The following is a 23,044-nucleotide window of genomic DNA, read 5'->3' as shown; positions in this document are numbered from 1 at the left end:
CAAAGCGGTGGCTCGCACGCTCAAGCAACACCATCGTCCGTCCCTGCGGGAGGGAGGGCTCGAGGCTTCAGCGCCCGAATCCGAGACCGTCCTTTACCTCCACCTTGAGCCACGCCCTCAGCTCGCTGGCGCGCTCTGCTCGGGTGTACTCCACCGGGACCCGACGAACTTGGACTCCGCAACGTCGCCATTGCGCGTCTCGCATGTCGTCGTCGGCTCTGCGTTGCGCCTGGGAGTGGTGCGGTCCGTCGACCTCGATCAGCATGGCTCGCCCGTTCCCAATCAAAAGGAAGTCCGGCGTCCAGACGTTGCCCGCCCGGATACGGGTGCCGGGTAGCGGCGAGATTGCGAACGTTCGGTCCTCGAGCGTCGCAGCCTGCAAGCGGACCAGCGCGTCGTAGACCGCCAATTCCTCGGCGTTGGTGAAAGTGAGGCCATCGGCAACTGGCGACTGAGGGTCCAGCCTCTCTTTGCGCGCCGAGTTGGTGACGTCCGCGCTGGCGTACTGGTGGCGCAGCGACTCTCGCCAGGTCTTGGTGTCGATGCTGGGCAGCGCGAGGCGGGTATCGAGGAACTCGGGCTCGGGGAGGTACGTCCGCTTGGCGAGGCTCCGCATCACGGGAAAGATGCGCTCCAGCACTTGCGGGGTGAACCGAGGCTTGAGGTACGGCTCGACGTCGAAGTAGTAGACGCTGGAGCTTTTTGGCGACAAAGAGTCATCTCCGGCCCACGGGTTCTTCTCCATCAACCCGCGTTGCTCGAACTCGATGTCGAGTCGTTCTACGTCCTCAAGGAGCAGAGCTGCCTGCTGATCGCCCATCTGGGCAAGCAGGTGGGCGGTTGCGCCGAGCACGTACTCCACCGACTCCTGACGGTCGGGGTCGTCGTCCCACATGGGCGTAGTCCCTTCCGGTTTCCGGCCGAGGCAGGACCGTAACCGAGACCACCGACAGAAGTTGGCCGGCCGGTGGACCCAGTCGGGATCACCCCCAGGAACGGGAAGAGGTTCGGCGACGTACGAGGGCGAAACCGTTGTGCCGTGACGGGTCTCGTCAAAGCCGCCGGCTGGTCTGATTGGCGCTTGCGAGCTAGACGCCGGGCTGTCCCAAGGCGGGCCGCTGAGAGACGTCAGTACTGCCAAGAGGAGGGGCCCGGGTGCTTACCCATACGTAGCGCCTTGGACGACGGTTCGGCTTGGCCGCGAATAGCCTGGCGACGTGGGGTCGACTGGAAGTGATCGTTGGGTTCAAATGCAGGCACCCTGGCACGGTCGCCTTGCCTGGCACCGGCTCCGTGAAGACGGCCAGAATACACTTTGCGGTGGGCGACCCATTGGGGCGGGCTGGTCGACGAGGGATGGCGTGCTTTCGGACATCGCTTCGAATCGCACAAGCGTCTGCGGCCGCTGCGAAAAGGCCGCAGAGCACCAAGTTCCTAGCCCACAGGCTCGGCGACCATCTGCGGCGACCTCACCTCGCGACGAATACCGAACGGCAATGGCAGCTGAGCGTCGTATCCGGGAGCAGCGCCGTGCCGCCGAAGAAGCCGACAAGGGCAGCAGGCAGCCAAGCTCGTCGGTACGAGCCGTCAGCGGCGGACTCCCTGAACTCGGTCGGCGACGCTAGGTCCCCCTGGGCCGCAAGGGTGGCAGCGCCATCGCCACCTCGGCGCGCACGCTGCGGGCCCGTCTCGACTTCACCTGGGAGGACTGAGCTCCCGGCGGGCTCCTGAGCACCCCGATCGGGGCCTTTGTCTACTTTTGGGGTATCAGTTCTCGAGCCGCTGACCTGGGACTTCGTCGTTCGGCGGACATGACACGCCGGTCGGACCCCCCGGAGTTGTCCACGCGGCATGTCAAGATTCACCCGGAGATACGTCACACCCCGGTCCGTATGGCCGGGGGCCGCGAACCGGGGTGCGTCTACGTGGGGTAGATCGCCGAACGCTAGCAACATGTGCCGCTCTCCACCATGCCGGGGGTTACCCGGACGAAGGAGAACACACCCAGATGGCGCAATGCACAGCTCCGCGTGAAGGCCACCGCACCGCGAGTGGGGCGGCGAACTGCCCGGTGTGTAGGTACGGGCGGTCGCGCCGCTCGTCCTACTCGCCCTACCCGCCTCGGTCGTCCTACGGCTACGGCGGGTCGAGCTACCGCAGCTCGTCCGGCGGGTCGTCTGGCGGTGGAGGCTCGCGCCGGACCAGAGCTGGCCGGGTGGTCTCGTACACCCCGACGGAGTGGCAGAAGTTTCAGCCCTTCGCCGAGAAGGCGGCGGAGCAGGCCCGCGTCAATCCGGACCGTCGGGACCTCTTCCTCTGCCACGCATGGCCCGACCGGCAGGGCAGCGCGGCCGAGCTCCACGGCCACCTGAAGACGAACGGCGCGACGGTGTGGTTCTCCGAGGAGGACATCCCCCTCGGGTCGCTGATGACCCGCGAGATCGACAAGGGGCTCCGCAACTCCCGCGTCGGCATCGTGTTGGTGACGCCCGCGCTGCTGGAGAGCATTAAGAACGAGGGCATCGCCGAGAAGGAACTCGCCGTGCTGCTCGGCAGCAACCGCGTCATCCCGGTGACGCACGGGGTCACCTTCGACCAGCTCTACGACGTCAGCCCCATGCTCGCCTCGCACGCGGGTCTGAGCACCGCCGAGTCCTCGCTGGACGCCGTGGCCGCCAAGATCGCTGCGGCTGCCGCTGCCCTGCCCCCCGCCTGGGAGAACTGAGCCCACCAACACGACAGCCCCGCCCCCTGGGGTCACCGGGAGGCGGGGCTGTCGTGCGTCCTCACTGGAACACCCACCGGTGGGGCTGCCTGGCCGGCTCGCCGCCCCACCTGAACTCTGCGCACTCAATCGGTGTCCGATCTTGGTTCGACCGAGCGGCAACCGGAGCTGGCGACGCGCCCGACCGCGTAGACGTCAGTCAACAACCAGTCAACAAGACTTCCATTCGAGGCTGCTGTCGACCAACGCCGTCCAACAACGAATGCGCTGGTCAACCGCGAGTCTCCACGGCTGTCAACGACTGTCGAGCACGCTCAGAACGTTCCGCTTCAACGTCTGATGACGCACGACGAGCGGCCGCCCATCTCCTGCTACTCCTCGTCGGGGAGTCGTGCGTCCATGTCGTCGTTCCAGAAGGACAGTTCGTACGTCCGGATGATCGCCCACTTGCGGAACGTCGCCGACTGGTAGAGGCATCCCGCAGCGACGAGTACGAGGAAGAGGCCGGTCAGTCCCGCGAACAGTGGAAGCGTGCCGGTGAAGATCTCCGCGAGAGCGATCGCGGCGCCCAGGGCGAGCGCGGGGACCGAACGACTGAGCATCAGGCCGACGGATCTCAGGCGGAAGACGTCGGCAGCGGCTTCCTTGTCGTCCACCGCGAGAGCGGCGAGCAGTGTGAACGGATCCAGCTGCAGGAACTTTCGCGGGGTGGCGATGGCATTGCGGCGAAGGAATTCCTCCCTCGCCTCCTCCGACAGCCGCATCGAACCGAACGGGTTGAATCGATCGACCAGGTTTCCGAGCGGGTGAGACGCCTGCCCGGTCAGGAACGCCGCGACGGCCATGGCGATGACCAGCAGCAGCGAGGGAAGCCCCAGCAGGCTCGGGACGTCGATCCAGCCGGCTCGGTGGGACACGTACGCGAACGTGGTCAGGTAGAGCGATCCCGGTACCGCATACGCGAGCAGGTCGAAGATGCCGAGGATGATCGCCATGTCTCGCTCCCGGTGTCCGGCCTGGACGGGACGTCGGTGATCCCCTCACCGACGTCGCCCGTGTGGGGTCCCTCGTCGACGTGCGCGCTGCATCATGGCTGTTGGCGCGGCCTGACGGGGAGCGCGGACCCCGGGACCGGCCACGTGCAGGACGACGACGTGTCGGCGTTCCGCCCCGACGTCCCACCCCGCCCGCATCGCGGCGCCGTCGACGACGTCGTCCAATGGACCTCGCGACCGGATGGAGGTCCCGATGGGCAACGACGCGGAAGAGCGCCGGCGCGAGCTGACCGAACGCGCCGCGTACCACGTGGAGGTGCAGCGTCGGCGGAGCGAGGCGGAGTCGGCGAAGGCGCAGGTCCTTCTCGATCGGTTCGTCGCGCAGGCGAAGCAGCAGGGCGTGCCGACCGAGGAGCTGACGGCTCGGCCCTGGTCCGGGTCCGGTCGCTACCGCACCGGCGTCGTCGGGTGGTACCTGCGCACCAACCGATCGGTCGGCGTGGACGTCGACGGCCGCTTCTACGTCCTCACCGTGCCGCCGGTGCGGTTCGGCAGGTGGCGCACCGTCCGGGTCGACCCGGCCCCTCCGCCCCTCGTGGTCGGGAAGGGCGCAGGGGACGGCGAGGTCTTCGACCTCGACGTCCTGCTGCAGAAGCGGCTGCGGTGGACGGAGGCCCCACCGGGCTGAGATCCGAGAACCCGGCCAACCCCGGGAGAAGGCCTCGGCTCCCGTCGCCGAGGTGTCTCGCGCGTCGCCCTCCCGTCAGCCGGCGGACGGCGGGATGTTCTGGTTGTGCCGGAAGACGTTGGCCGGGTCGAGCCGGGTCTTCAGCGCCGTCAGCCGCTCGAACGTGGCGACCGGGTAGGCCTCCCGTACCCGCGCGGCGCCCTCGTCCTCCAGGTGGTTGACGTACGTGCCGCACGCGAGCCGCCGGGTCGAGGCCCAGGTCCGCCGCGCCCAGTCGATCTCGGACGCCGGGTCGCTGCCCGGGTCCCACACGCCCACGATCGTCGTCATGTGCGCGGCCCGCCGGTGCGCGAAGGCCGTGGCATCGGAGGACACGTCGGCGATCGCCCCGCCCAGCCGACGGACCAGTACGTGGGACGCCGGGTGGCTGCGCTGCGCGGCGTGCTCGGCGAGCGTGTCGAGGGCGGCGTCGTCGAGCTCGTCGAGGAAGTCGCTCTTCACGTGGGCGGCCATGCCCCACGGCGCGCTGGCGTCGACCGACTGCTGCAGGGCGCAGTACGGCAGCACCCCGAGCAGGTCGATCGCCGGCCGACCGAGGGCGGCCCGGAGCGGGGACAGCACCCGCTCGCCCTCGTCGGGGTCGCCGAACCACGCCGCGGACAGTCCGGCCACCGGCCGTCCGCGCAGGTCCTCCGGCACGAACGGCGCCGGCGGCGCGGTCACCTGAACCGCGACCAGGGACAGCTCCCGGGGCGCGACGGCGCCGAGGTCCCGGTAGAGGCGCAGCACCTCGGGCGCCCGCTCGCCGGGGAAGAACACCACTCCGCCGGGTACGGGACCGACCTCGTGCAGCCGGTAGGTGAACGAGGTGACGACGCCGAAGTTGCCGCCCCCGCCCCGCAGGCCCCACATCAGGTCCGGGTCCGTGGCGTCGTCGACGCCGACGATCTCGCCGTCGGCGGTGACGACCTCGGCGGCGATCAGGTTGTCGCAGGCCAGGCCGTGCATGCGGCTGAGCCAGCCGATGCCGCCGCCGAGGGTCAGCCCCGCGATCCCGGTGTGCGAGATCTCCCCGCCGGGGGTGGCCAGGCCGTGCTGCTGGGCGGCCGCGTCGAACTCGCCCCAGTTCACGCCGGGCTGCACCACCGCGGTCCGGGACGACGGGTCGACGCGGACCTCCTTCATGGCCGTCAGGTCCACGACCAGCCCGCCGTCGCAGACCGACCAGCCGGGGATGCTGTGCCCGCCGCCCCGCACGGCGACGGCGAGGTCGTGCCGGCGGGCGAACCCGAGCGCGGCGGCGACGTCGTCGGCGTGCCGGCAGCGGGCGATGAAGGCGGGACGGCGGTCGATCGCACCGTTCCAGACCCGGCGGGCGTCGTCGTAGCCGGGCGCCCCGGGCGTGAGCAGGGTGCCGGTGAACGTCGGCATGCGAGTGGTGGTCATCGCGGTCTCCTCGGCATCGGTGTGTGGAACCGACCGTCGAGGAGGGCAGGGGCGGCGAACCATCCCTAGCGCTAGGTGTCGTGACCAGGGACGTTGTTGACGGTCGGCGTGGCGGCTTGATCACGTAGGAGACCTCCGGAAGGAGTGGCGGTGCTTGACGTCGCCGTTCCAAACCGGAGGTCTTAGTGGGTCACGCTAATGCCCGCACAACGGTCTATGCCCGCAGGCTGCTCGTCGATCGTGTCCTGGCCGGTCACCGGCCCGGCGAGGTCGCCAAGCAGCTGGGCGTCAGCCGCCAGACGGTCTACAAGTGGGTGCGCCGCTACCGAGCCGAGGGTCTGGCTGGGCTGGCTGACCGGTCCTCCCGACCGCACCGGCTGGCCCGCCTGACCTCGGCGGAGACCACCGCGGCGATCGTGGCCGCGCGGGTGGCGGAGCACGCCGGCCCTGTGCGCCTGGCCGCGCTGCTGGACCTGCCGGCCTCCACGATCGGGGCGGTGATCACCCGCGCCGGGCTGCCCCGGCTGACCGAGGTCGACCGGCTCACCGGCGAGCTGCTGCGCGGCCGGCGGCACAGCGACCGCCGCTACGAGCACCCCTGCGCCGGGGACCTGCTGCACGTGGACGTGAAGAAGCTGGGGCGGGTGCCCGACGGCGGCGGCTGGCGGATCCACGGCCGCAGCGAGCAGGTGCGCGGCCGGGGCAACGGCTGGGACTACGTCCACGTCGCCGTCGACGACCACACCCGGCTGGCCTACGCAGAAGTGCTGCCCGACGAGCGAGTCGGCAGCTGCGCGGCGTTTCTGCGCCGCGCGGTCGCCTGGCTCGCCGCCCACGGCGTCACCGTGCGGCGAGTCCTCACCGACAACGCCCGCTGCTACCGGGTCGGTGCGGCCTGGATCTCCGCCTGCGACGAGCTCGGCATCGGCCGCCGGTTCATCCGGCCCGGCCGGCCCTGGACGAACGGAAAGGCCGAGCGGTTCAACCGCACCCTGCAGACCGAATGGGCCTACGCCCGGCCCTGGACCAGCAACGACGCACGCACCCTGGCGCTGGACGCCTGGCTCCACCTCTATAACACTGCCCGCAGCCACTCAGCACTCGGAGGCCGATCACCGATCAGCCGACTCGCCGCGTGAACAACGTGTCAGGTCACGACAGCTAGGGGTTCCGTCAGGGGCACGTCCGGCCGGACACTTCCTGCCATGGACCAGCGACGGGTTCGCCAGGTGACGGCGGAGGTCGAGCGCTCCTGCCGGACGGCGACCGACGCCACCGAACTGCACCGGGCGGTCGCCGGGGCGGTGGCCACCGCGGTGCCGTTCGACCGCTGGTGCGCGATGAGCTTCGACCCGTCGACGGCGCTGCCGACCGGTGGCTTCCACGTCGAGGGCCTGCCCATGTCCCTGGTCCCGCGCCTGCTCGAACTCGAGTACGGGGACGAGGCCGACGTGGGCCGCCTGGCAGACATCGCCCGGGCCGACCCGCCGGTGTCCCGGCTGTCGGAGGAGACCGGCCGCCACCCGTTCCGCAGCGCACGGTTCCGCGAGGTGCTGCAGCCGGCCGGACTCCCGCACGAGGTCCGGGCCGTCCACCGCGAGGGCCGGACCCCCTGGGGCGCCATGATCCTTTTCCGCGGCACCGACGTCCCCGACTTCACGACGGTGGAGGCCGCGCTCCTCGGCACGCTGAGCGCGCGGGTCGCCGACGCGCTGCGCCGCGTGCAGCTCGCGGCGCGCGCGGCCGAGCAGACCGCGGACGGGCCCGGCGTCGTCCTGGTGGACGTGACCGATCTCGGCGTCGCCGTCCTCACCGGATCGCCGACCGCGCTGGAGCGGCTGGCCGAGGTCGAGGACAGCGACGTCGACGGACTGCCCTTCGCCGTCACCTCGCTCGTCCGGTCCGCGCACAGCCGGCGGGGCAGCTCCCGCTGCCGGCTGCGCACCCGGACCGGCCGCTGGCTCACCCTGCACGCCGAGCGGTTGGCCGGGTCGACGGTGAGCCTGGTCGTCGAGCCCTCGCGGCCGGCCGACATCGCGGCGCTGCTGACCGACGCCTACCGGTTGACCGAGCGGGAGGTCGAGGTCGTCGGGCTCGTCGTCCGCGGGCACAGCAACGCCGAGATCGCCCGGGCCCTGTGGCTGTCGCCGTACACGGTCGCCGACCACGTCAAGAACGTCTTCGAGAAGACGGGTGTCCGGAGCCGCGGCGAGCTGACCGGTCGGCTGTTCTTCGACCACTACCTGCCGCGCGTCTGACCGGTCACCGCCGGAGCTCGGCCACCTCGTCGAGCCGGCCCAGCTTGTGCGGGTTGCGCATCGCGTACATGCGGGTGATCCGGCCGTCCTCGACGACGAAGGTGATCGCCGTGTCGTACTCGCCGCCCGGGTCGATCCGCGCGCCGACCGTGCCGTTGACCAGCGGCGTGGTGATCTCCACCCGGGGCGCGAACTCCGCGAAGCGCGACAGCGCGTTGGCCACCCGCTCCCGGCCCACGACCGGGCGCCGGGCGGCGGGCGCCAGGCCCCCGCTGTCGGCGACCGCGACGACGTCGGGTGCCAGCACGTCCAGAAGCCCCTCCAGGTCACCCGCGGTGACCGCGGCGAGGAACCGCTCCACCACCTGCTGCTGCTCGGCACGGCTCACCGCCATCCGCGGGCGCCGGGCGGCCACGTGCTCACGTGCCCGGTGCGCGATCTGCCGGACCGCGGCGCTCGTCTTGCCGACGGCCTCGGCGATCTCGTCGTAGGGCACGTCGAACACCTCGTGCAGCACCAGGACCGCGCGCTCGGTCGGCCCGAGCGTCTCCAGCACGGTGAGCATCGCGATCGAGACGCTCTCGGCCAGCTCGACGTCCTCGGCGACGTCGGGGCTGGTCAGCAGCGGCTCGGGCAGCCACTCGCCGACGTAGTCCTCGCGGCGGCGGGACACGGTGCGCAGCCGGTTGAGCGCCTGACGGGTGACGATCCGCACCAGGTAGGCCCGCGGGTCGCGCACCGTCGTCCGGTCCACCTCCGCCCACCGCAGCCAGGTCTCCTGCACCACGTCGTCGGCGTCGGCGGCAGAGCCGAGCATCTCGTAGGCGACGGTGAACAGCAGGCTGCGGTGGGCGATGAAGGGGTCGTCGGTCATGCCGAGGCGACGCCGTCCGCCGACGGGACCGCCATGGGCGGCAGCCCGCAGGACGCCGAGAACTCCGCCGAGCGGATCCCCAGTGCGACGTTGCCCCGGGCGGTCATGTTCATCACGCCGATCCGGGCAGTCAGCTCCAGGAGCGCGGCCGCCCCCAGGTCGTCGAGCAACGCGGCCGACATCTCGTCGGTGACGGTGAGCGGCGTCCGGCACATCGCCTCGGCGTACTCCATGACCCGCCGCTCCAGGGGAGCGAAGGCAGTGGACTCCCGCCAGCGCGGCACCTCCCGCGCCTTCGTCTCGTCGAGGCCGCGGTTGTGCGTCATGAAGTAGTGGAGGTCGAGGCAGAAGCTGCAGCCGATCGATGCGGCCGCGGCCATGGTCGCGAGCGACGCCAGGTTCGGATCGAGCCGGTTCCACGACTCGGTCCGGCGACCGAACTTCATCTGGTCCTTCAGCAGGGCCGGGTAGTGCCACATCACGCCGACGGCGTCCGGCACCTGGCCGAGCATCCTGCGGCTGATCGTCTTGATCAGAGCCCCGTAGATGCCGGTGATCTCGGTCGCGGGGATCCGGGTGGTGCTCGTCATGTCTCCTCCTGTGTCTGCTCCCGTCGACATGGAGACACCGGCCACGAGCCGGACGTGACACCGCGACGCGTTCCGCCGGGCGAAGGCTCGAGCCACCGCAGCGCGCGGACGGCCGCGCTGCGGCTGGGCCGGCCGTCGCAGTCCTCAAGAGCCGTCTTCCTGGCCTCGTTGCTCTGCGTCCGGCGTGGGGAGATGGGCTCCCTTCCCCGTGCGGCCTTCCGATGAGCGAGAACCCGGGACCTTGGGCATGCTGTGGCCGGGCACCGACGGAGAGGCGGGACACGATGGCGCTGGCACGGTCCTCCGTGGACGCCGCCGGTTCCCGATCGCCGCCGAACGCGCCGGTGAGGCACGCACCATCAGCCGCTGCCCGAGGGACGGCCTCCGGCTGACCGGGTGCCCCTCCGGCGCCGGACCGCTCGCCTCTCATCCGGTCGTTTCGTCGCTGCCGCGCCACACCGCACCAGCGCGGGGCGCGTCGAACCGAGCCCGGATCGACGGAGGCGGCCGACGGTCGCCGGGCGAGCATCGCCAATGGGTTTAGAGCCTTCTGCCGAAGACACAGGAATCGTCGACCGCCCTGCACACGTGAAAGGGAATGAGCCTTGTCCAGGTCCCACCAGGAAGCCGCCGTGCCGCCCGAGTCGCGCACGTCCATCGTCAAGGTCGTCGGTGCCAGCCTCGTCGGGACCACCGTGGAGTGGTACGACTTCTTCCTCTACGGCTCGGCCGCCGCGCTGGTCTTCAACAAGCTGTTCTTCCCCGACTTCGACCCGCTCGTCGGCACGCTGCTCGCGTTCGCCACGTACGCGGTGGGCTTCGCGGCCCGGCCGATCGGTGGCGTGATCTTCGGGCACTTCGGCGACAAGATCGGCCGCAAGCAGATGCTGGTCATCACGCTGATGCTGATGGGCGGCGCGACGTTCCTGATCGGCCTGCTGCCGACGTACGGGGCGATCGGCGTCTGGGCACCGATCCTGCTGATCGTGCTCCGCCTGGTGCAGGGCTTCGCCCTCGGAGGCGAGTGGGGCGGCGCCGTCCTGATGGCCGCCGAGTACGGCACGCCGGAGCGACGCGGGTACTGGGCCTCCTGGCCGCAGGCCGGCGCGCCGGCGGGCAACCTGCTCGCCGTCGCCGTCCTCGCGGTGGTCTCGGCGATGACCGACGACCAGCAGTTCGAGTCCTGGGGCTGGCGCATCCCGTTCCTGCTGAGCGCGGTGCTCGTGGGCGTGGGTCTCTGGATCCGGGTCTCGATCGAGGAGTCGCCGGTCTTCCGCGCCGCCAAGGAGCACGCCGCCACGGCGGAGGAAGCGCCCAAGCTGCCCGTCGTCCAGGTGCTGCGCGAGTACCCGCGGGAGATCATCCTGGCCATCGGCGCCCGCCTGGGCGAGAACATCGGCTACTACATCTTCACCGCGTTCGCGCTGGCCTACGCCACCACCGAGGTGGGTATCTCGCGGGGGACGGCGCTCAACGCGGCGCTCATCGCGTCGGCGATCCACTTCGTGGCCATCCCCGCGATGGGCGCCCTGTCCGACAAGTTCGGCCGACGGCCGGTCTACCTGGTCGGCGCCGTGGGCGTCGGGGTGTGGGGCTTCGTCTTCTTCACCATGTACGACTCGGGGTCGTTCCTGCTGCTGGCGCTCGCCGGCACGATCGGACTGGTCCTCCACGGAGCGATGTACGGGCCCCAGGCGGCCTTCTTCTCCGAGATGTTCTCCACCCAGGTGCGGTACAGCGGTCTGTCGGTGGCCGGTCAGGTGTCCTCGATCGTGGCGGGCAGCCTGGCCCCGATCATCGCCACGGCGCTGCTGCTGGAGTACGGCAACTCCCTCCCGATCTCGCTGTACCTCGCCGGCGCCGCGGTGCTCACCGTGCTCGCCGTCGTGCTCAGCCGGGAGACGGCGCACAGCGACCTGACGCGGGATCCCGCCGCCGATCGGGCCACGGCCGGCGCCGGCCGGCGCTGAGTCCCGTCGTCCCGTGCAGCGCAACAAGGTCATCTCGGCCGACGCCGCGGCGCAGATCGTCCACGACGGCGACACCGTCGCGACCGGAGGTTTCGTCGGCGTCGGGTTCGCCGAGGAGCTGGCGCTCGCGCTGGAACGGCGGTTCGAGGCCACTGGCTCGCCGCGGGACCTGACCCTGGTCTACGCGGCGGGCCAGGGCGACGGCGGCACGCGGGGGCTGAACCACTTCGGGGCCGACGGCATGGTGCGCCGCGTCATCGGCGGGCACTGGGGGCTCGTGCCGAGCCTCGGCGTGCTCGCGCTCGACGACCGGATCGAGGCGTACTGCTGGCCGCAGGGGGTCATCAGCCACCTGTTCCGGGAGATCGCCGGCGGCCGCCCCGGCGTGGTGACGAAGGTCGGGCTCGGCACGTTCGTCGATCCGCGCCACGGGGGCGGCCGGATGAACGAGTGCACCACGGAGGAGTTGGTCGAACTGGTGACGCTGCGCGGGGAGGAGCACCTGTTCTTCCCCGCGCAGCCGGTGCACGTGGCCCTGCTGCGCGGGACGACCGCCGACCCCGAGGGCAACATCACGATGGAGCGGGAGGCGCTCACCCTCGAGGTGCTGTCGATGGCGCAGGCCGCGAAGAACTCCGGTGGCGTGGTCATCGTGCAGGTCGAGCGGGTGACCGAGCGCCGGACGCTGAGCCCGCGCGAGGTGAAGATCCCCGGCATCCTGGTCGACGCGGTCGTCGTCGCGGAGCCCGCGAATCACGGCCAGACGTTCGCCGAGGCCTACAACCCCGCCTACACCGGCGAGATCACCGCGCCCAGCACCGGACTGGCGCCGATGCCCCTGGATGCGCGCAAGGTGATCGCCCGCCGCGCCGCGATGTTCCTGTCGCCCAACGCGGTGGTGAACCTCGGGATCGGGATCCCCGAGGGGGTCGCGGCGGTGGCCGCCGAGGAGCGGATCCTCGACCTGATCACCCTGACCGTCGAGCCCGGCGGTGTCGGCGGCATCCCGGCCGGCGGGCTGAGCTTCGGCGCCGTCACCAATCCTCAGGCGATCATCGACCAGCAGTACCAGTTCGACTTCTACGACGGCGGCGGCCTCGACCAGGCGTTCCTGGGCATGGCCGAAGCCGACGCCGAGGGCAACGTCAACGTCAGCCGGTTCGGACGCCGGGTCGCCGGTGCGGGCGGCTTCATCAACATCAGCCAGAACGCCAAGGCGGTCTTCTTCCTCGGCACGTTCACGGCGCGCTCGCGGGTGGCGGTGCGCGACGGCGCGCTGGTCGTCGACGACACCGGCGCGATACCGAAGTTCCGCGACCAGGTCGGGCAGGTGACCTTCAACGGGCGCCTGGCCGTCGAACGCGGGCAGTCCGTCCACTACGTCACGGAGCGCTGCGTCCTGCGGCTCACCGACCACGGTCTCGCACTGGTCGAGGTCGCTCCGGGCATCGACGTGGAACGGGACGTGCTGGCGCACATGGCGGTCCGTCCCGCCGTCAGCGACGACCTGTGCACGATGGAGGCGGTCATCTTCCGCGACCGGCCGATGGGACTGCGTGACCGGCCACCGGTCGGCATGGACGAGCGCTTCCGGTTCGATCGGGCCACCGACACGGTCTACGTCAACTTCGAGGGCCTGCGGCTGGTCACCGCGCAGGACGCCGTCGACCTGGCCGCCGAGCTCGACCGCCGGTTCGCCGAACTCGGTCAGCGGGTGCACGTCGTCGTCAACTACGACAACTTCGACCTGGGCCCGGACGCGGCGGACACCTTCTTCGCGATGGTCAAGCGGAACGAGGAACGCTTCTTCCTCTCCTCGACCCGGTACTCGACCAGCGCCTTCTTCCGGCGACAGTTCGGCCGTGAGTTCAACGAGCGCGACATCTACGCCAACTTCAGCGAGGACCGTCGCTGAGGGAGGCCCGACGTCAGCCGGCCGATGCCGCCCGCTCGTCGCGAAGGGCCTGGAACACCCTGCGGCGGAGCAGGTCGCCGGCCTTCTCCGACACGTCGTGGAACTTCATGGCCAGCAGCCACTGGGCTCCGCGGATCGACGTCCAGACGATCTCGCCGTGCAGGAGCAGGGGGACGTCGTCCAGCATGAGGCTGACCTGGGAGAGGGTTCCGGAGTCGGGCGGAAGCCCCCAGCCGTCCATCAGCGCCCGCATCCCGCCCTCGCTGAGGTCCACGGTCGTGCCGGACATCTGCGCGCCGGCCCACGGGATCAGCACCTCGAGCTCGACCCGCGCCCGGACCGCCTTCCGCCGCTGACTGCGTTCGGCCTGCCCCGAGACCGCGACGTGCCACCGCGCCTCACCGCCCTCGACCTGCGAGACCGTGCCGGCCAGCGTCCGCTCCTCCTGACCGCCGATCCAGTACAGCTCGACGGGATCACCCACCTGGATCTCGGCGCTCTCCCAGCCGGGCCCGCCACCGGTCGGCCGGACCACGACGACGTAGGTGTCCGACACCTCGACGTGCGCCGTGAGGGTGACCCCGCGCGAGATCAGCGTGACGTCGGCCGAGGCGCTCTCCTCGGGGCGGTCGACGAATTGATCGAGATCGGGGTCGGTCATGAGGTGCCCTTCGCTGTGTGTCGCCATTCAGCGTCGGCTTCCCGCCGCCCGGCGCAAGGTAAGGCACGCCGAGCGGAAGGAGGGACAACCGACGGCGTGTCCGGCGCAAATCGCCGCGGGAGACCCGGGCTCAGACCTCGGTGCAGCCGCCCGGGTACGACGGGTGCCCGAAGACGACGTACGTGGAGCCGTCGGCCTCCATCACGCTGACGTCGGGATCGCCGGCCCCCTGGGCCTGCAGCCACTGCACGGCAGCGCTGCAGATGTCGATCGCCGGTTGGCCCATCTCGGGTGAGCCGGCCGCGCGCGGGTCGACGACGGTCGTCCGGACCTCGAGTCGATCGTCCTCGGTCCGGGTGGCCTCGGTGATCAGCTGTGCCCACGGCTCGCCCCCGGCCGCCGCCTGCAGGTCCTCGGTGACGTCGACGTCGTCCGCAGATGACGGCGGGTACTCGACCGCGGAGCCCGACGAGCAGCCGGCCGTCAGGACTGCGGCAAGAGCCAGGGTGGTGGCGAGCGTGCGCATGGAGTCCTCATGTCGTCGTGTCCGGCAGCACGGCAGCAGGCGGCGAGCGCCACGCGCTCGCACGGCTGAGCCCGACGCGTGGTCGGTCCACCTCGGTTATCGGCGTCCGACGAACCGCGACGGGGCTGCTTCAGGAAGGGGAGCGGGAGACGACGGCGCTGTGCTCGGCGAACCTGCGCTGGGCGTCCTCCAGCGCCTGGATCCCTTCCTTCCGGCGCTCCCACCCGCGGGTGCCGGCCAACGACTTGCCGGGCTCGAGCGCCTCGTAGATCTCGAAGAAGTGCCAGATCTCGGCGATCAGGTGCATCGGCACGTCGCCCAGGTCCTGCAGGTGCGCCTTCCGCGGGTCGTTGGCCGAGACGCACAGCAGCTTGGCGTCGGCCTTCTCCTCGTCGCGCATCCAGAACACGGCGATGACCCGCGCGCGGATGATGCAGCCGGGGAAGGTCGGCTCGTCGAGCAGCACGACGACGTCGATCGGGTCGCCGTCCTCGGCGAGCGTGTCCGGCACGAACCCGTAGTCGCCCGGGTAGCCGGTCGAGGTGAACAGCATCCGGTCCAGCCGGATCCGGTCCAGCTTGTGGTCGTACTCGTACTTGTTCCGCGACCCCTTGGGGATCTCGATGATCACGTCGACGTCCACGGACACGCTCCCTCTGCACCGGCCAGGCGACCTTCGCCCGGTGCCCGGCCCCGCGTCAAGCCGAAGGATCGGCTCCGCGGCGCCGCCACGGACCCGGACGGTGCGGATCCGGCTCGGCGGGGTGCGGAGCAGCCCGTTCGCCTAGGGTCCCGAGGCGTGCCCCTCGACGGTGAGTACGAGCCCAGTCCGCTGGAGAAGGTCCGCAACCAGGTGGCCCTCTACGAGCGCACCGGAGGTCGGGAGGGCAACACCAGCAACACCGGACCGTTCCCGGTCGTCGTCCTCAGCACGCGGGGTTCCCGGACCGGCAAGGTCCGCAAGAACCCGCTCGTGCGCGTCGAGCGCGACGGGGTCTACGCCGTGGTCGCCTCCCACGGCGGGGCCGACGAGCACCCCACCTGGTACTACAACCTCAAGGCCCATCCCGGTCAGGTCACCGTGCAGGACGGCCCAGAACCCTGGGACGGCGTCGCCCGGGAGCTCGTCGGTGCGGAGCGGGCGCTGTGGTGGGAGCGGGCCGTCGCCGCCTTTCCCCGCTACGCCGATCACCAGCGGCGCACCGACCGGGAGATCCCGGTCTTCGTCGTCGAACGCCGCGACTGAGGGCGGTTCGCTCTCGGTGCGGGAACCCGTTGCGCGCGCCGACGAGCCGGAGCAAATTCTGGGAACCGGCGTACCTGCCCGGATCGGCCGCGGCCAGGGCCGGTTCTCAGGAGAGTGGGATGGCCACAGCACGCGACATCATGACCGGCGGCGCCGAGTGCGTAGGTGAGAACGAGACGCTGGTCGATGCGGCCCGCAAGATGCGGGACCTGGACGTCGGATCACTGCCGATCTGCGGCGAGGACAACCGCCTCAAGGGCATGCTCACCGACCGCGACATCGTGGTGAAGTGCCTGGCCGACGGCGGCGACCCGTCCTCCACGAAGGCGGGGGCGCTGGCACAGGGCGAGCCGGTCACGATCGGGGCCGACGACCCGGTCGAGGAGATCCTCCGGACCATGACCCAGTACAAGGTGCGCCGGCTGCCGGTCATCGACGGGCACGACCTCGTCGGCGTCGTCAGCCAGGGCGACGTCGCACGCAACGTGCCCGAGGAGAAGGTCGGCGACCTCGTCGAGGCGATCTCGAGCTGAGGGGTGGACGTCCCGTTCGGGCTCACGGGGCGGCGGTGCCTTCCGGCGTGACCACCAGCCAGCGCCCGCCGAAGTCCACGACGTCATGGCAGAGGACCTGGCCGGGGCCCTCGTGCGCGTAGTAGTAGAGCGGATGGCCGGCGTAGGTGACCTGCATCGAGCCGTCGTCCCGTGCGACCGTCCCCAGCAGCTCGGCCCGCACTGCACCCATCGGCTGCGGCGTCCCGGTCGTGAGGACGGGCGGCCAGGCGGTCGCACACTCCCCGTAGCAGTCGGGGCGGCCGGACGACTCCTTGTCGAACAGGTAGATGGCCTGCCCCGGCTGGTCGAACAGCATCTCGCCGAACTCGCTGTCCGCCGTCGTGATGGCGGTGCCGGCGACGGGCGTGGGACTGGACGACGGAGCGGTCGCGCTGGGCGCGGTGGAGGTCGCCTCGGACGACGTCGCCGGCCGCGATGCGGCGTCCCCGCCGGTGTCCGAGGGCCCGCCGCAGGCTGTCGTGATCAGCACTGCGGCGACGGCGGTGGCTCTGGCCCTGCCCGTCATCGGTTCGCCGGTCTCGTCACGGACGCCTCCTCGCCGAACAGTGTGCGCCGATCGGCAGCTCGGGTCGCGGAACCGCGCATCAGCGCACACCCTGGCCCGATGAGCACGGAGCCTGATCCGAGACCCCAGGAGGCCGACGTCGACCCCGACGACGCCCAGGCGCTGTCCCGCGCCACCGGTGGCGGCCCGAGCGACGAGCCGGACGCGGGGAGCACGACCGGCACGGGCGAGTCCGAGGCGTTCGTCGGCCGGGTCGCCGGCCAGGACGTCGGATACGCGGGGGAGACCGGCGCCGAACGACGCGCGGCCGCCCAGCGGGACGACTGAGGAGTTCCTCCTCGATACGCCCGGCGCGGGACGCCGCCCGACGCCTCCGGGTGGTGCGCGCGGGCTCCGTGTGGCGCCAGCGACTGTGGTGGTCGCCACGCGGCCGCGGGGTGCGGAACAACGGATCTGCGTGGTTCCGCTCGCCTACCTTCGCCCGTGCCGCCGGACAGACCGGCGCATTCGATCGGGGGTCTCCATGTCCACTCTGGACCAGCCGGCCGGCCAGGCGTACGCGCCCGGCCCGCACGCTCAGGCGCAGTACGCACAGCACGTCCCGGTCGGCTACGGGCAGCCGATGTCGCCGGCGCACCACGGCCGCCCTCTGGGCCCGGTGGGCAAGGTCCGGAGCACCTGGGCCGTCATCGGCCTCAGCATCATCACCTTCGGCATCTACTCCCTGTACTACTACTTCGCCACGCACGAGGAGATGAAGCGGCACTCGGGCGAGGGCGTCGGCGGAGCGCTCGGGCTGGTCCTCGCGATCTTCACCTTCGGACTGGTCACGCCCTTCCTGCTCCCGAACGAGGTCGGCAACCTGTACGCGCGCCAGGGCCGTCCCCGTCCGGTCACCGCGACGACCGGCCTCTGGGTCCTCCTGGGCTCGATCATCCTGATCGGCCCCCTGGTGTGGCTGATCAAGACCAACGGCGCGCTGAACGCCTACTGGCGGAGCCTCGGCGCCGCCTGACCGCTCTCAGCCGACGGGCCCGTTCTCGCTGGTGCGAGAGCGGGCCCGTCGGCTCGTGACGTGGGCATCCGGGCGGAGCGTCCGGGGCGGCCCCGGTGGGACGCCGTCCGTCAGTCCTTGGGGCGGCGGCGGATCTTCGACCCGAGGAACGTGAGCGGGTCGAACTTGCGGTCCACCACGCGCTCCTTCAGCGGGATGATCCCGTTGTCGGTCAGGTGGATGCCCTCGGGACAGACCTCGCTGCAGCACTTGGTGATGTTGCAGTAGCCGAGGCCGAACTCGTCCTGCGCCGCGTCCTTGCGGTCGGTCACGTCGAGCGGATGCATGTCCAGCTCCGCCAGCCGGATCAGGAACCGCGGCCCGGCGAAGGCCTTCTTGTTCTCCTCGTGGTCACGGATGACGTGGCAGGTGTCCTGGCAGAGGAAGCACTCGATGCACTTGCGGAACTCCTGCGAGCGCTCGACGTCGATCTGCTGCATCCGGTGGTTGCCGTCCGCGTCCCGCTGCCGGGGATTGAACGCGGGGATCTGCGCGGCCTTGTCGTAGTTGTAGGACACGTCGGTGACCAGGTCCCGGACCACGGGGAACGCGCGCATCGGCGTCACGGTCACCGTCTCGTCCTCGCCGAACGTGCTCATCCGCGTCATGCACATCAGCCGCGGACGGCCGTTGATCTCGGCGCTGCAGGATCCGCACTTGCCCGCCTTGCAGTTCCACCGGACGGCGAGGTCGCCGGCCTGGGTCGCCTGCAACCGGTGGATGACGTCGAGGACCACCTCGCCCTCGTTCACCTCGACGGTGAAGGTCTGCAGGTCACCGCCGTCGGCGTTCCCGCGCCACACCCGGAACGTCGCGTCGTAGCTCACGCGTCCTCCTTCCCGGCGCTCGTCGGCCGCGTCCGCGGGACTGCTCTGTCCATTCGTGACCTCGCCGGCTCGGTCACGCTGTCTCCTCGAAGATCCCGGCGAGGTCCGACGGCATCTGCGGCAGCGGTTGCCGGGTCAGCGCCACCGAGCCGTCGGCGGCCTGCGTGCAGATCAGATTGGTCTTCGCCCACTCGGCGTCGGTCGCCGGGAAGTCGTCGCGGGTGTGCCCGCCGCGGCTCTCCTGCCGCTCCAGCGCGGCGCGGGCGATGCACTCGCTGACCACGAGCATGTGCGGCAGGTCGAGGGCCAGATGCCAGCCGGGGTTGTACTGCCGGTGCCCCTCCACCGACAGGTTGGCCACCCGCTCCTTCAGCGCGGCGATCCGCTCCAGCGCCTGTTCCATCTCCGGCGCGGTGCGGATGATCCCGACCAGGTCGTGCATCGTCTGCTGCAGGTCGTGCTGCACGGTGTACGGGTTCTCGCCGCCCTCCCGGTCGAACGGCGCCAGCGCCGCCCGGGCGGCGTCGGCCAGTGCCTCGTCCGGAAGCTCGAGCCCGTGCCGGCCGCGTGCGTGCTCCGCCGCGGCCGCCCCGGCGCGCCGGCCGAACACCAGCAGGTCCGACAGGGAGTTGCCGCCCAGCCGGTTGGAGCCGTGCATGCCGCCGGCGACCTCACCGGCCGCGAACAGGCCGGACACCCGCGCGGCCTCGGTGTCGGGATCGACCTCCACCCCGCCCATCACGTAGTGACAGGTGGGCCCGACCTCCATCGGCTCGGCGGTGATGTCGACCTCGGCCAGCTCCTTGAACTGGTGGTACATCGACGGCAGCCGCTTGCGGATGTACTCCGCCGAGCGGCGCGAGGCGATGTCCAGGAAGACGCCGCCGTGCGGCGTCCCGCGGCCGGCCTTCACCTCGCTGTTGATCGCCCGGGCGACCTCGTCGCGGGGGAGCAGCTCGGGCGGCCGCCGGTTGTTCTTCTTGTCGTCGTACCAGCGGTCGGCCTCGGCCTCGGTCTCCGCCGTCTCCTTGCGGAAGAAGTCGGGGATGTAGTCGAACATGAACCGGTTGCCGGCCGAGTTCTTCAGGATGCCGCCGTCGCCGCGCACGCTCTCCGTGACGAGGATCCCGCGGACCGAGGGCGGCCAGACCATGCCGGTCGGGTGGAACTGGACGAACTCCATGTTCACCAGCGAGGCGCCCGCCTGCAGCGCCAGCGAGTGCCCGTCGCCGGTGTACTCCCACGAGTTCGACGTGACCTTGTAGGACTTCCCGATGCCGCCGGTGGCCAGCACGACCGACGGCGCCTGCCAGGCGACGAAGCGCCCCGACTCGCGCCAGTAGCCGAACGCGCCGGTGATCCCGCCCTCGTCGGTCAGCAGGCGGGTGACCGTGCACTCCATGTAGACGTCGATGCCGAGGGCGACGGTGCGCTGCTGCAGGGTCCGGATCAGCTCGAGGCCGGTGCGGTCACCGACGTGGGCGAGCCGCGCGTAGCGGTGCCCGCCGAAGTCGCGCTGGCTGATCAGGCCGTCGGGGGTGCGGTCGAACAGCGCACCCCAGTCCTCGAGCTCGCGGACCCGGTCCGGCGCCTCCTGCGCGTGGAGCTGGGCCATCCGCCAGTGGTTGAGCATCTTCCCGCCGCGCATGGTGTCGCGGAAGTGCACCCGCCAGTTGTCCTCGGGATAGAGGTTCGCCATCGCCGCGGCGATGCCGCCCTCGGCCATCACCGTGTGCGCCTTGCCCAGCAGGGACTTGCAGACGACGGCGGTGCGCGCGCCGGACTCGTGGGCTTCGATCGCGGCCCGCAGGCCCGCACCCCCCGCCCCGACAACGACGACGTCGTAGGTGTGCCGCTCCAGCTCCATCAGAAGAACCTCAGGTCCGTGATCGTGTCCGTGGCGAGGAGGAGGACGTAGAAGTCGGCGAAGGCGACGCTGAACAGCGAGGCCCAGGCGAACTGCATGTGCCGGCCGTTGAGCTGCGACACCAGCCCCCACGCCTTGTAGCGCAGCGGGTGCTTCGAGAAGTTGTTGATGCGGCCGCCGACGATGTGCCGGCACGAGTGGCACGACAGCGAGTAGAGGAAGAGCAGCACCGCGTTGACGAGCAGTACTACGGTGCCGAGGCCCATGTGGCCCCACTCGCCGGTCTCGTCGCGGAACGCCAGGACGACGTCGTAGAAGAGGATGACGTTGATGACCAGCGCCGCGTAGAGCGCGTACCGGTGGATGTTCTGGCCGATCAGCGGCAGCCGGGTCTCACCGGTGTAGCGCTTGTGCGGCTCGGCCACCGCGCACGCCGGAGGCGACAGCCAGAACGACCGGTAGTAGGCCTTGCGGTAGTAGTAGCAGGTCAGCCGGATGCCCAGCGGGAAGATCAGGATGTACAGGGCCGGGGAGATCCAGGCCGGGCCGGTGAACAGCTCCGGGAAGGTGTCGCCCTCGCACTGCGTCGTGATGCACGGCGAGTAGAAGGGCGAGATGTAGGGCTCGGAGAGGTAGTGGGCGTTCTGGAACGCCCGGAACGTCGCGTAGATGATGAACAGCACCAGCACGACGACGGTGATCAGCGGCTGGACCCACCACCTGTCGGTGCGCAGCGTTCGCTCGGTGATGGTCGCGCGGCGCGGCGCCGGCATCCCGTTCCCGTGCCCGGGGGAGACCGCCCCGGTCCCGCGTGGCGCGGTGGCGGTCACCGCGCAATCCCGCGCGGCACGCGCTTGCTCTCGTCGGTCGCCCCGTCCTGACCCAACGACATCCCTGCCTCCAGATGCTGCGACGCCGTCGGCGCGGCGGAGGAGCGCAGTCGATCACGGAGATCGGCCGGAGGGAAAGAGCCTGGACGGCGTTTCTGTGCGGCGGGTCACACGGCGTGCGCTCCCCGGCCCGCGGTCAGTCGGCCGCCAGGCTCCGTGTCCGGCCGAGCACGAGGGTCAGCACCAGCGCACCGGCGGTCATCGAGCCGGTCAGCAGCACCACCGCAGGCCAGCCCCCGGCGTCCCACGCCCGGCCGGCGACGGTCCCGCCGACCGAGGAGCCGGCGTAGTACCAGAACGAGTAGAGCGACGCGGCCTGACCGACGGGGCGGCCCCCGAGCGCCGCCCGGGTCGCGACCCAGCCGCTGGCGACGCCGTGGGCGGCGAAGAAGCCGACGGTGACCACGGCGACCCCCGCCACGAACAGACCCAGCGATGCGGCGAGGGTGAGCGCCAGCCCGGCCCCCATGACGGCCACGGAGACCGGGACGACGACCCGCGGACTGCTGCGGCCGGCCAGCCAGCCCGCGGCGGGGGAGGCGCCCGAGCCGAGCAGGTAGCTGAGGAAGACCAGGCTCGCCAGCGAGGTCGGCAGTCCGTACGGTCCCTCGAGCCGGAACGTGGCCGCGTTGTACACCGCCACGAAACTGCCCATCAGCAGGGCCGCGAGACCGTAGATGCCCAGCAGGACCGGGTCGGTCACCGCCTGCGACAGCTGCCGGAGCAGCGGCGCGCCGCGCGGGACGGGGACGAACCGGCGCGAGGGCGGCAGCAGCAGGCGCACCGCCACGGTGCAGGCCACCCCCAGGACGGCGATCGCGGCGCACGCCGTCCGCCAGCCGCCGACGTCGACGAGGAGCCCGCCCAGCAACCGTCCGGTCAGCCCGCCGATGGCGTTGCCCCCGATGAACAGTCCGATGGCGCGACCGCTGATCGACGGGTGCAGCTCCTCGCGCAGGTAGGCGACCCCCACGGCCGGGAGGCCCGCGAGGGCGACCCCCTGCAGGGCGCGCACCACGAGCAGGAACTCCCAGCTGGGGGAGAGGGGGACCGCGACGGCCAGCGCGGCCGAGACGACCAGCCCGGCGTGCACGATCGCCGTCCGCCCGCGCCGGTCCGACAGCGGGCCGAGCACGAGCAGGCCCAGGGCGAGGCCGGCGGTGGACACGGAGATGGCGAGGGTGGAGGCGACCGGGGAGACGCCGAAGGCGCGGGTCAGCTCGGGCAGCAGCGCCTGCGGCTCGTACAACATGGCGAAGACGGCGACGCCGGCGAGGAAGATCGCCAGGGAGGCCCGTCGCGATTCGCGGGCACCGGCCCGGTGTCCCTCCGGCAGTCCGCCCCCCGGTATTAGGCGGGCATCACGGTCCGTGGGCGCCACGAGAGCACTCTGCCCGCTCGCGGTTCGGCGACACGCCGCGCCACATGTTGT

At 71.1% G+C, this 23,044-nt stretch carries 23 protein-coding genes; 10 read left to right on the top strand and 13 right to left on the bottom strand.

Going from position 1 to position 23,044, the window contains the following annotated elements; translation table 11 throughout:
• Positions 1 to 67 precede the first annotated feature (67 nt).
• On the bottom strand, positions 68 to 895 hold the full coding sequence (locus E4P39_RS04665) for a hypothetical protein (protein ID WP_135135187.1): 828 nt from the start codon (positions 893 to 895) through the stop codon (positions 68 to 70).
• 1,320 nt (positions 896 to 2,215) lie between these two features.
• Here E4P39_RS04665 and E4P39_RS04660 point away from each other — a divergent pair.
• Complete coding sequence (locus E4P39_RS04660) at positions 2,216 to 2,725, top strand: toll/interleukin-1 receptor domain-containing protein (RefSeq protein ID WP_135135186.1); 510 nt, start codon at positions 2,216 to 2,218, stop codon at positions 2,723 to 2,725.
• A 371-nt stretch (positions 2,726 to 3,096) separates the two neighbouring features.
• Here the strand turns inward: E4P39_RS04660 and E4P39_RS04655 are convergent, their stop codons facing one another.
• The gene (locus E4P39_RS04655; RefSeq protein ID WP_135135185.1) at positions 3,097 to 3,720 is read right to left on the bottom strand and encodes a hypothetical protein; all 624 of its coding nucleotides are present in this window, start codon (positions 3,718 to 3,720) and stop codon (positions 3,097 to 3,099) included.
• Between the two features lie 253 nt (positions 3,721 to 3,973).
• Here E4P39_RS04655 and E4P39_RS04650 point away from each other — a divergent pair, with 253 nt between their 5' ends.
• Positions 3,974 to 4,408 carry a hypothetical protein gene (locus E4P39_RS04650; protein WP_135135184.1) on the top strand — a complete coding sequence of 145 codons (435 nt, stop codon included), beginning with the start codon at positions 3,974 to 3,976 and terminating at the stop codon, positions 4,406 to 4,408.
• A 75-nt stretch (positions 4,409 to 4,483) separates the two neighbouring features.
• On the opposite strand, the gene E4P39_RS04645 is transcribed toward E4P39_RS04650, so the two are convergent.
• Positions 4,484 to 5,854, bottom strand: a complete 1,371-nt coding sequence (locus tag E4P39_RS04645) for an FAD-binding oxidoreductase (protein WP_209306341.1) — start codon at positions 5,852 to 5,854, stop codon at positions 4,484 to 4,486.
• A 185-nt stretch (positions 5,855 to 6,039) separates the two neighbouring features.
• Between E4P39_RS04645 and E4P39_RS04640 the strand changes: the two genes are divergently transcribed.
• Together E4P39_RS04640 and E4P39_RS22815 are read left to right on the top strand one after the other, a co-directional pair.
• The gene (locus tag E4P39_RS04640; RefSeq protein WP_135135183.1) at positions 6,040 to 6,993 is read left to right on the top strand and encodes an IS481 family transposase; all 954 of its coding nucleotides are present in this window, start codon (positions 6,040 to 6,042) and stop codon (positions 6,991 to 6,993) included.
• A gap of 66 nt (positions 6,994 to 7,059) precedes the next feature.
• Positions 7,060 to 8,112: a helix-turn-helix transcriptional regulator gene (locus E4P39_RS22815; protein ID WP_135135182.1), complete on the top strand. Its 1,053-nt coding sequence runs from the start codon at positions 7,060 to 7,062 to the stop codon at positions 8,110 to 8,112.
• Positions 8,113 to 8,116: 4 nt separating this feature from the next.
• Here E4P39_RS22815 and E4P39_RS04630 read toward each other — a convergent pair whose 3' ends face one another.
• Together E4P39_RS04630 and E4P39_RS04625 are read right to left on the bottom strand one after the other, a co-directional pair.
• Positions 8,117 to 8,986 (bottom strand): RNA polymerase sigma-70 factor, encoded by an 870-nt coding sequence (locus E4P39_RS04630; protein ID WP_135135181.1) that lies wholly within the window; start codon positions 8,984 to 8,986, stop codon positions 8,117 to 8,119.
• Positions 8,983 to 9,576, bottom strand: a complete 594-nt coding sequence (locus E4P39_RS04625; protein ID WP_135135180.1) for a carboxymuconolactone decarboxylase family protein — start codon at positions 9,574 to 9,576, stop codon at positions 8,983 to 8,985. The genes E4P39_RS04630 and E4P39_RS04625 overlap by 4 nt, the downstream gene beginning before the upstream one ends.
• Positions 9,577 to 10,208: 632 nt before the next feature.
• Between E4P39_RS04625 and E4P39_RS04620 the strand changes: the two genes are divergently transcribed.
• Entirely contained in the window at positions 10,209 to 11,546 is a 1,338-nt protein-coding gene (locus E4P39_RS04620) for an MFS transporter (RefSeq protein ID WP_135135179.1), read from the top strand.
• Between the two features lie 13 nt (positions 11,547 to 11,559).
• Positions 11,560 to 13,461 carry a CoA-transferase gene (locus tag E4P39_RS04615; RefSeq protein ID WP_135135178.1) on the top strand — a complete coding sequence of 634 codons (1,902 nt, stop codon included), beginning with the start codon at positions 11,560 to 11,562 and terminating at the stop codon, positions 13,459 to 13,461.
• Positions 13,462 to 13,474: 13 nt separating this feature from the next.
• Here E4P39_RS04615 and E4P39_RS04610 read toward each other — a convergent pair whose 3' ends face one another.
• The 3 genes from E4P39_RS04610 to E4P39_RS04600 form a co-directional block, all read right to left on the bottom strand.
• Positions 13,475 to 14,122, bottom strand: coding sequence for a PilZ domain-containing protein (locus tag E4P39_RS04610; RefSeq protein WP_167761581.1), 648 nt, complete (start codon positions 14,120 to 14,122; stop codon positions 13,475 to 13,477).
• A 130-nt stretch (positions 14,123 to 14,252) separates the two neighbouring features.
• On the bottom strand, positions 14,253 to 14,648 hold the full coding sequence (locus tag E4P39_RS04605) for a hypothetical protein (RefSeq protein ID WP_135135176.1): 396 nt from the start codon (positions 14,646 to 14,648) through the stop codon (positions 14,253 to 14,255).
• 130 nt (positions 14,649 to 14,778) lie between these two features.
• Positions 14,779 to 15,291, bottom strand: coding sequence for an inorganic diphosphatase (locus E4P39_RS04600; RefSeq protein ID WP_135135175.1), 513 nt, complete (start codon positions 15,289 to 15,291; stop codon positions 14,779 to 14,781).
• A gap of 156 nt (positions 15,292 to 15,447) precedes the next feature.
• Between E4P39_RS04600 and E4P39_RS04595 the strand changes: the two genes are divergently transcribed.
• Both E4P39_RS04595 and E4P39_RS04590 read left to right on the top strand, forming a co-directional pair.
• Positions 15,448 to 15,894: a nitroreductase family deazaflavin-dependent oxidoreductase gene (locus tag E4P39_RS04595; protein WP_135135174.1), complete on the top strand. Its 447-nt coding sequence runs from the start codon at positions 15,448 to 15,450 to the stop codon at positions 15,892 to 15,894.
• Between the two features lie 119 nt (positions 15,895 to 16,013).
• A complete protein-coding gene (locus E4P39_RS04590) occupies positions 16,014 to 16,427 on the top strand; it encodes a CBS domain-containing protein (RefSeq protein ID WP_135135173.1) in 414 nt (137 codons plus the stop codon).
• A 22-nt stretch (positions 16,428 to 16,449) separates the two neighbouring features.
• On the opposite strand, the gene E4P39_RS04585 is transcribed toward E4P39_RS04590, so the two are convergent.
• Positions 16,450 to 16,938, bottom strand: a complete 489-nt coding sequence (locus E4P39_RS04585; protein WP_209306339.1) for a hypothetical protein — start codon at positions 16,936 to 16,938, stop codon at positions 16,450 to 16,452.
• A 135-nt stretch (positions 16,939 to 17,073) separates the two neighbouring features.
• Here E4P39_RS04585 and E4P39_RS04580 point away from each other — a divergent pair, with 135 nt between their 5' ends.
• Positions 17,074 to 17,301 carry a hypothetical protein gene (locus E4P39_RS04580; RefSeq protein ID WP_135135171.1) on the top strand — a complete coding sequence of 76 codons (228 nt, stop codon included), beginning with the start codon at positions 17,074 to 17,076 and terminating at the stop codon, positions 17,299 to 17,301.
• Positions 17,302 to 17,497: 196 nt separating this feature from the next.
• Positions 17,498 to 17,989, top strand: a complete 492-nt coding sequence (locus tag E4P39_RS04575; RefSeq protein ID WP_245159637.1) for a DUF4234 domain-containing protein — start codon at positions 17,498 to 17,500, stop codon at positions 17,987 to 17,989.
• A 110-nt stretch (positions 17,990 to 18,099) separates the two neighbouring features.
• Here E4P39_RS04575 and E4P39_RS04570 read toward each other — a convergent pair whose 3' ends face one another.
• From E4P39_RS04570 to E4P39_RS04555, 4 genes are all read right to left on the bottom strand, one after another.
• Positions 18,100 to 18,855 (bottom strand): succinate dehydrogenase/fumarate reductase iron-sulfur subunit, encoded by a 756-nt coding sequence (locus tag E4P39_RS04570; protein WP_135135170.1) that lies wholly within the window; start codon positions 18,853 to 18,855, stop codon positions 18,100 to 18,102.
• Positions 18,856 to 18,928: 73 nt separating this feature from the next.
• Positions 18,929 to 20,722 (bottom strand): fumarate reductase/succinate dehydrogenase flavoprotein subunit, encoded by a 1,794-nt coding sequence (locus E4P39_RS04565; RefSeq protein ID WP_209306338.1) that lies wholly within the window; start codon positions 20,720 to 20,722, stop codon positions 18,929 to 18,931.
• Entirely contained in the window at positions 20,722 to 21,552 is an 831-nt protein-coding gene (locus tag E4P39_RS04560; RefSeq protein ID WP_135135169.1) for a hypothetical protein, read from the bottom strand. The genes E4P39_RS04565 and E4P39_RS04560 overlap by 1 nt, the downstream gene beginning before the upstream one ends.
• A 196-nt stretch (positions 21,553 to 21,748) precedes the next feature.
• Complete coding sequence (locus E4P39_RS04555; RefSeq protein ID WP_245159636.1) at positions 21,749 to 22,993, bottom strand: MFS transporter; 1,245 nt, start codon at positions 22,991 to 22,993, stop codon at positions 21,749 to 21,751.
• Positions 22,994 to 23,044 lie beyond the last annotated feature (51 nt).

It is taken from the genome of Blastococcus sp. CT_GayMR19 (genome assembly GCF_004570385.1).
Taxonomy (GTDB): domain Bacteria; phylum Actinomycetota; class Actinomycetes; order Mycobacteriales; family Geodermatophilaceae; genus Blastococcus_B.
The sequence above is the reverse complement of the archived record's forward strand: the minus strand, read 5'-3'. Positions and strand labels throughout refer to the sequence as shown.

Coding starts and splice junctions, on each gene's coding strand:
- E4P39_RS04655 (WP_135135185.1), bottom strand. CDS start 3,720: ATGGCGATCATCCTCGGCATCTTCGACCTGCTCGCGTATGCGGTACCG.
- E4P39_RS22815 (WP_135135182.1), top strand. CDS start 7,060: ATGGACCAGCGACGGGTTCGCCAGGTGACGGCGGAGGTCGAGCGCTCC.
- E4P39_RS04645 (WP_209306341.1), bottom strand. CDS start 5,854: ATGACCACCACTCGCATGCCGACGTTCACCGGCACCCTGCTCACGCCC.
- E4P39_RS04575 (WP_245159637.1), top strand. CDS start 17,498: ATGTCCACTCTGGACCAGCCGGCCGGCCAGGCGTACGCGCCCGGCCCG.
- E4P39_RS04625 (WP_135135180.1), bottom strand. CDS start 9,576: ATGACGAGCACCACCCGGATCCCCGCGACCGAGATCACCGGCATCTAC.
- E4P39_RS04580 (WP_135135171.1), top strand. CDS start 17,074: ATGAGCACGGAGCCTGATCCGAGACCCCAGGAGGCCGACGTCGACCCC.
- E4P39_RS04590 (WP_135135173.1), top strand. CDS start 16,014: ATGGCCACAGCACGCGACATCATGACCGGCGGCGCCGAGTGCGTAGGT.
- E4P39_RS04650 (WP_135135184.1), top strand. CDS start 3,974: ATGGGCAACGACGCGGAAGAGCGCCGGCGCGAGCTGACCGAACGCGCC.
- E4P39_RS04630 (WP_135135181.1), bottom strand. CDS start 8,986: ATGACCGACGACCCCTTCATCGCCCACCGCAGCCTGCTGTTCACCGTC.
- E4P39_RS04565 (WP_209306338.1), bottom strand. CDS start 20,722: ATGGAGCTGGAGCGGCACACCTACGACGTCGTCGTTGTCGGGGCGGGG.
- E4P39_RS04610 (WP_167761581.1), bottom strand. CDS start 14,122: ATGACCGACCCCGATCTCGATCAATTCGTCGACCGCCCCGAGGAGAGC.
- E4P39_RS04605 (WP_135135176.1), bottom strand. CDS start 14,648: ATGCGCACGCTCGCCACCACCCTGGCTCTTGCCGCAGTCCTGACGGCC.
- E4P39_RS04665 (WP_135135187.1), bottom strand. CDS start 895: ATGTGGGACGACGACCCCGACCGTCAGGAGTCGGTGGAGTACGTGCTC.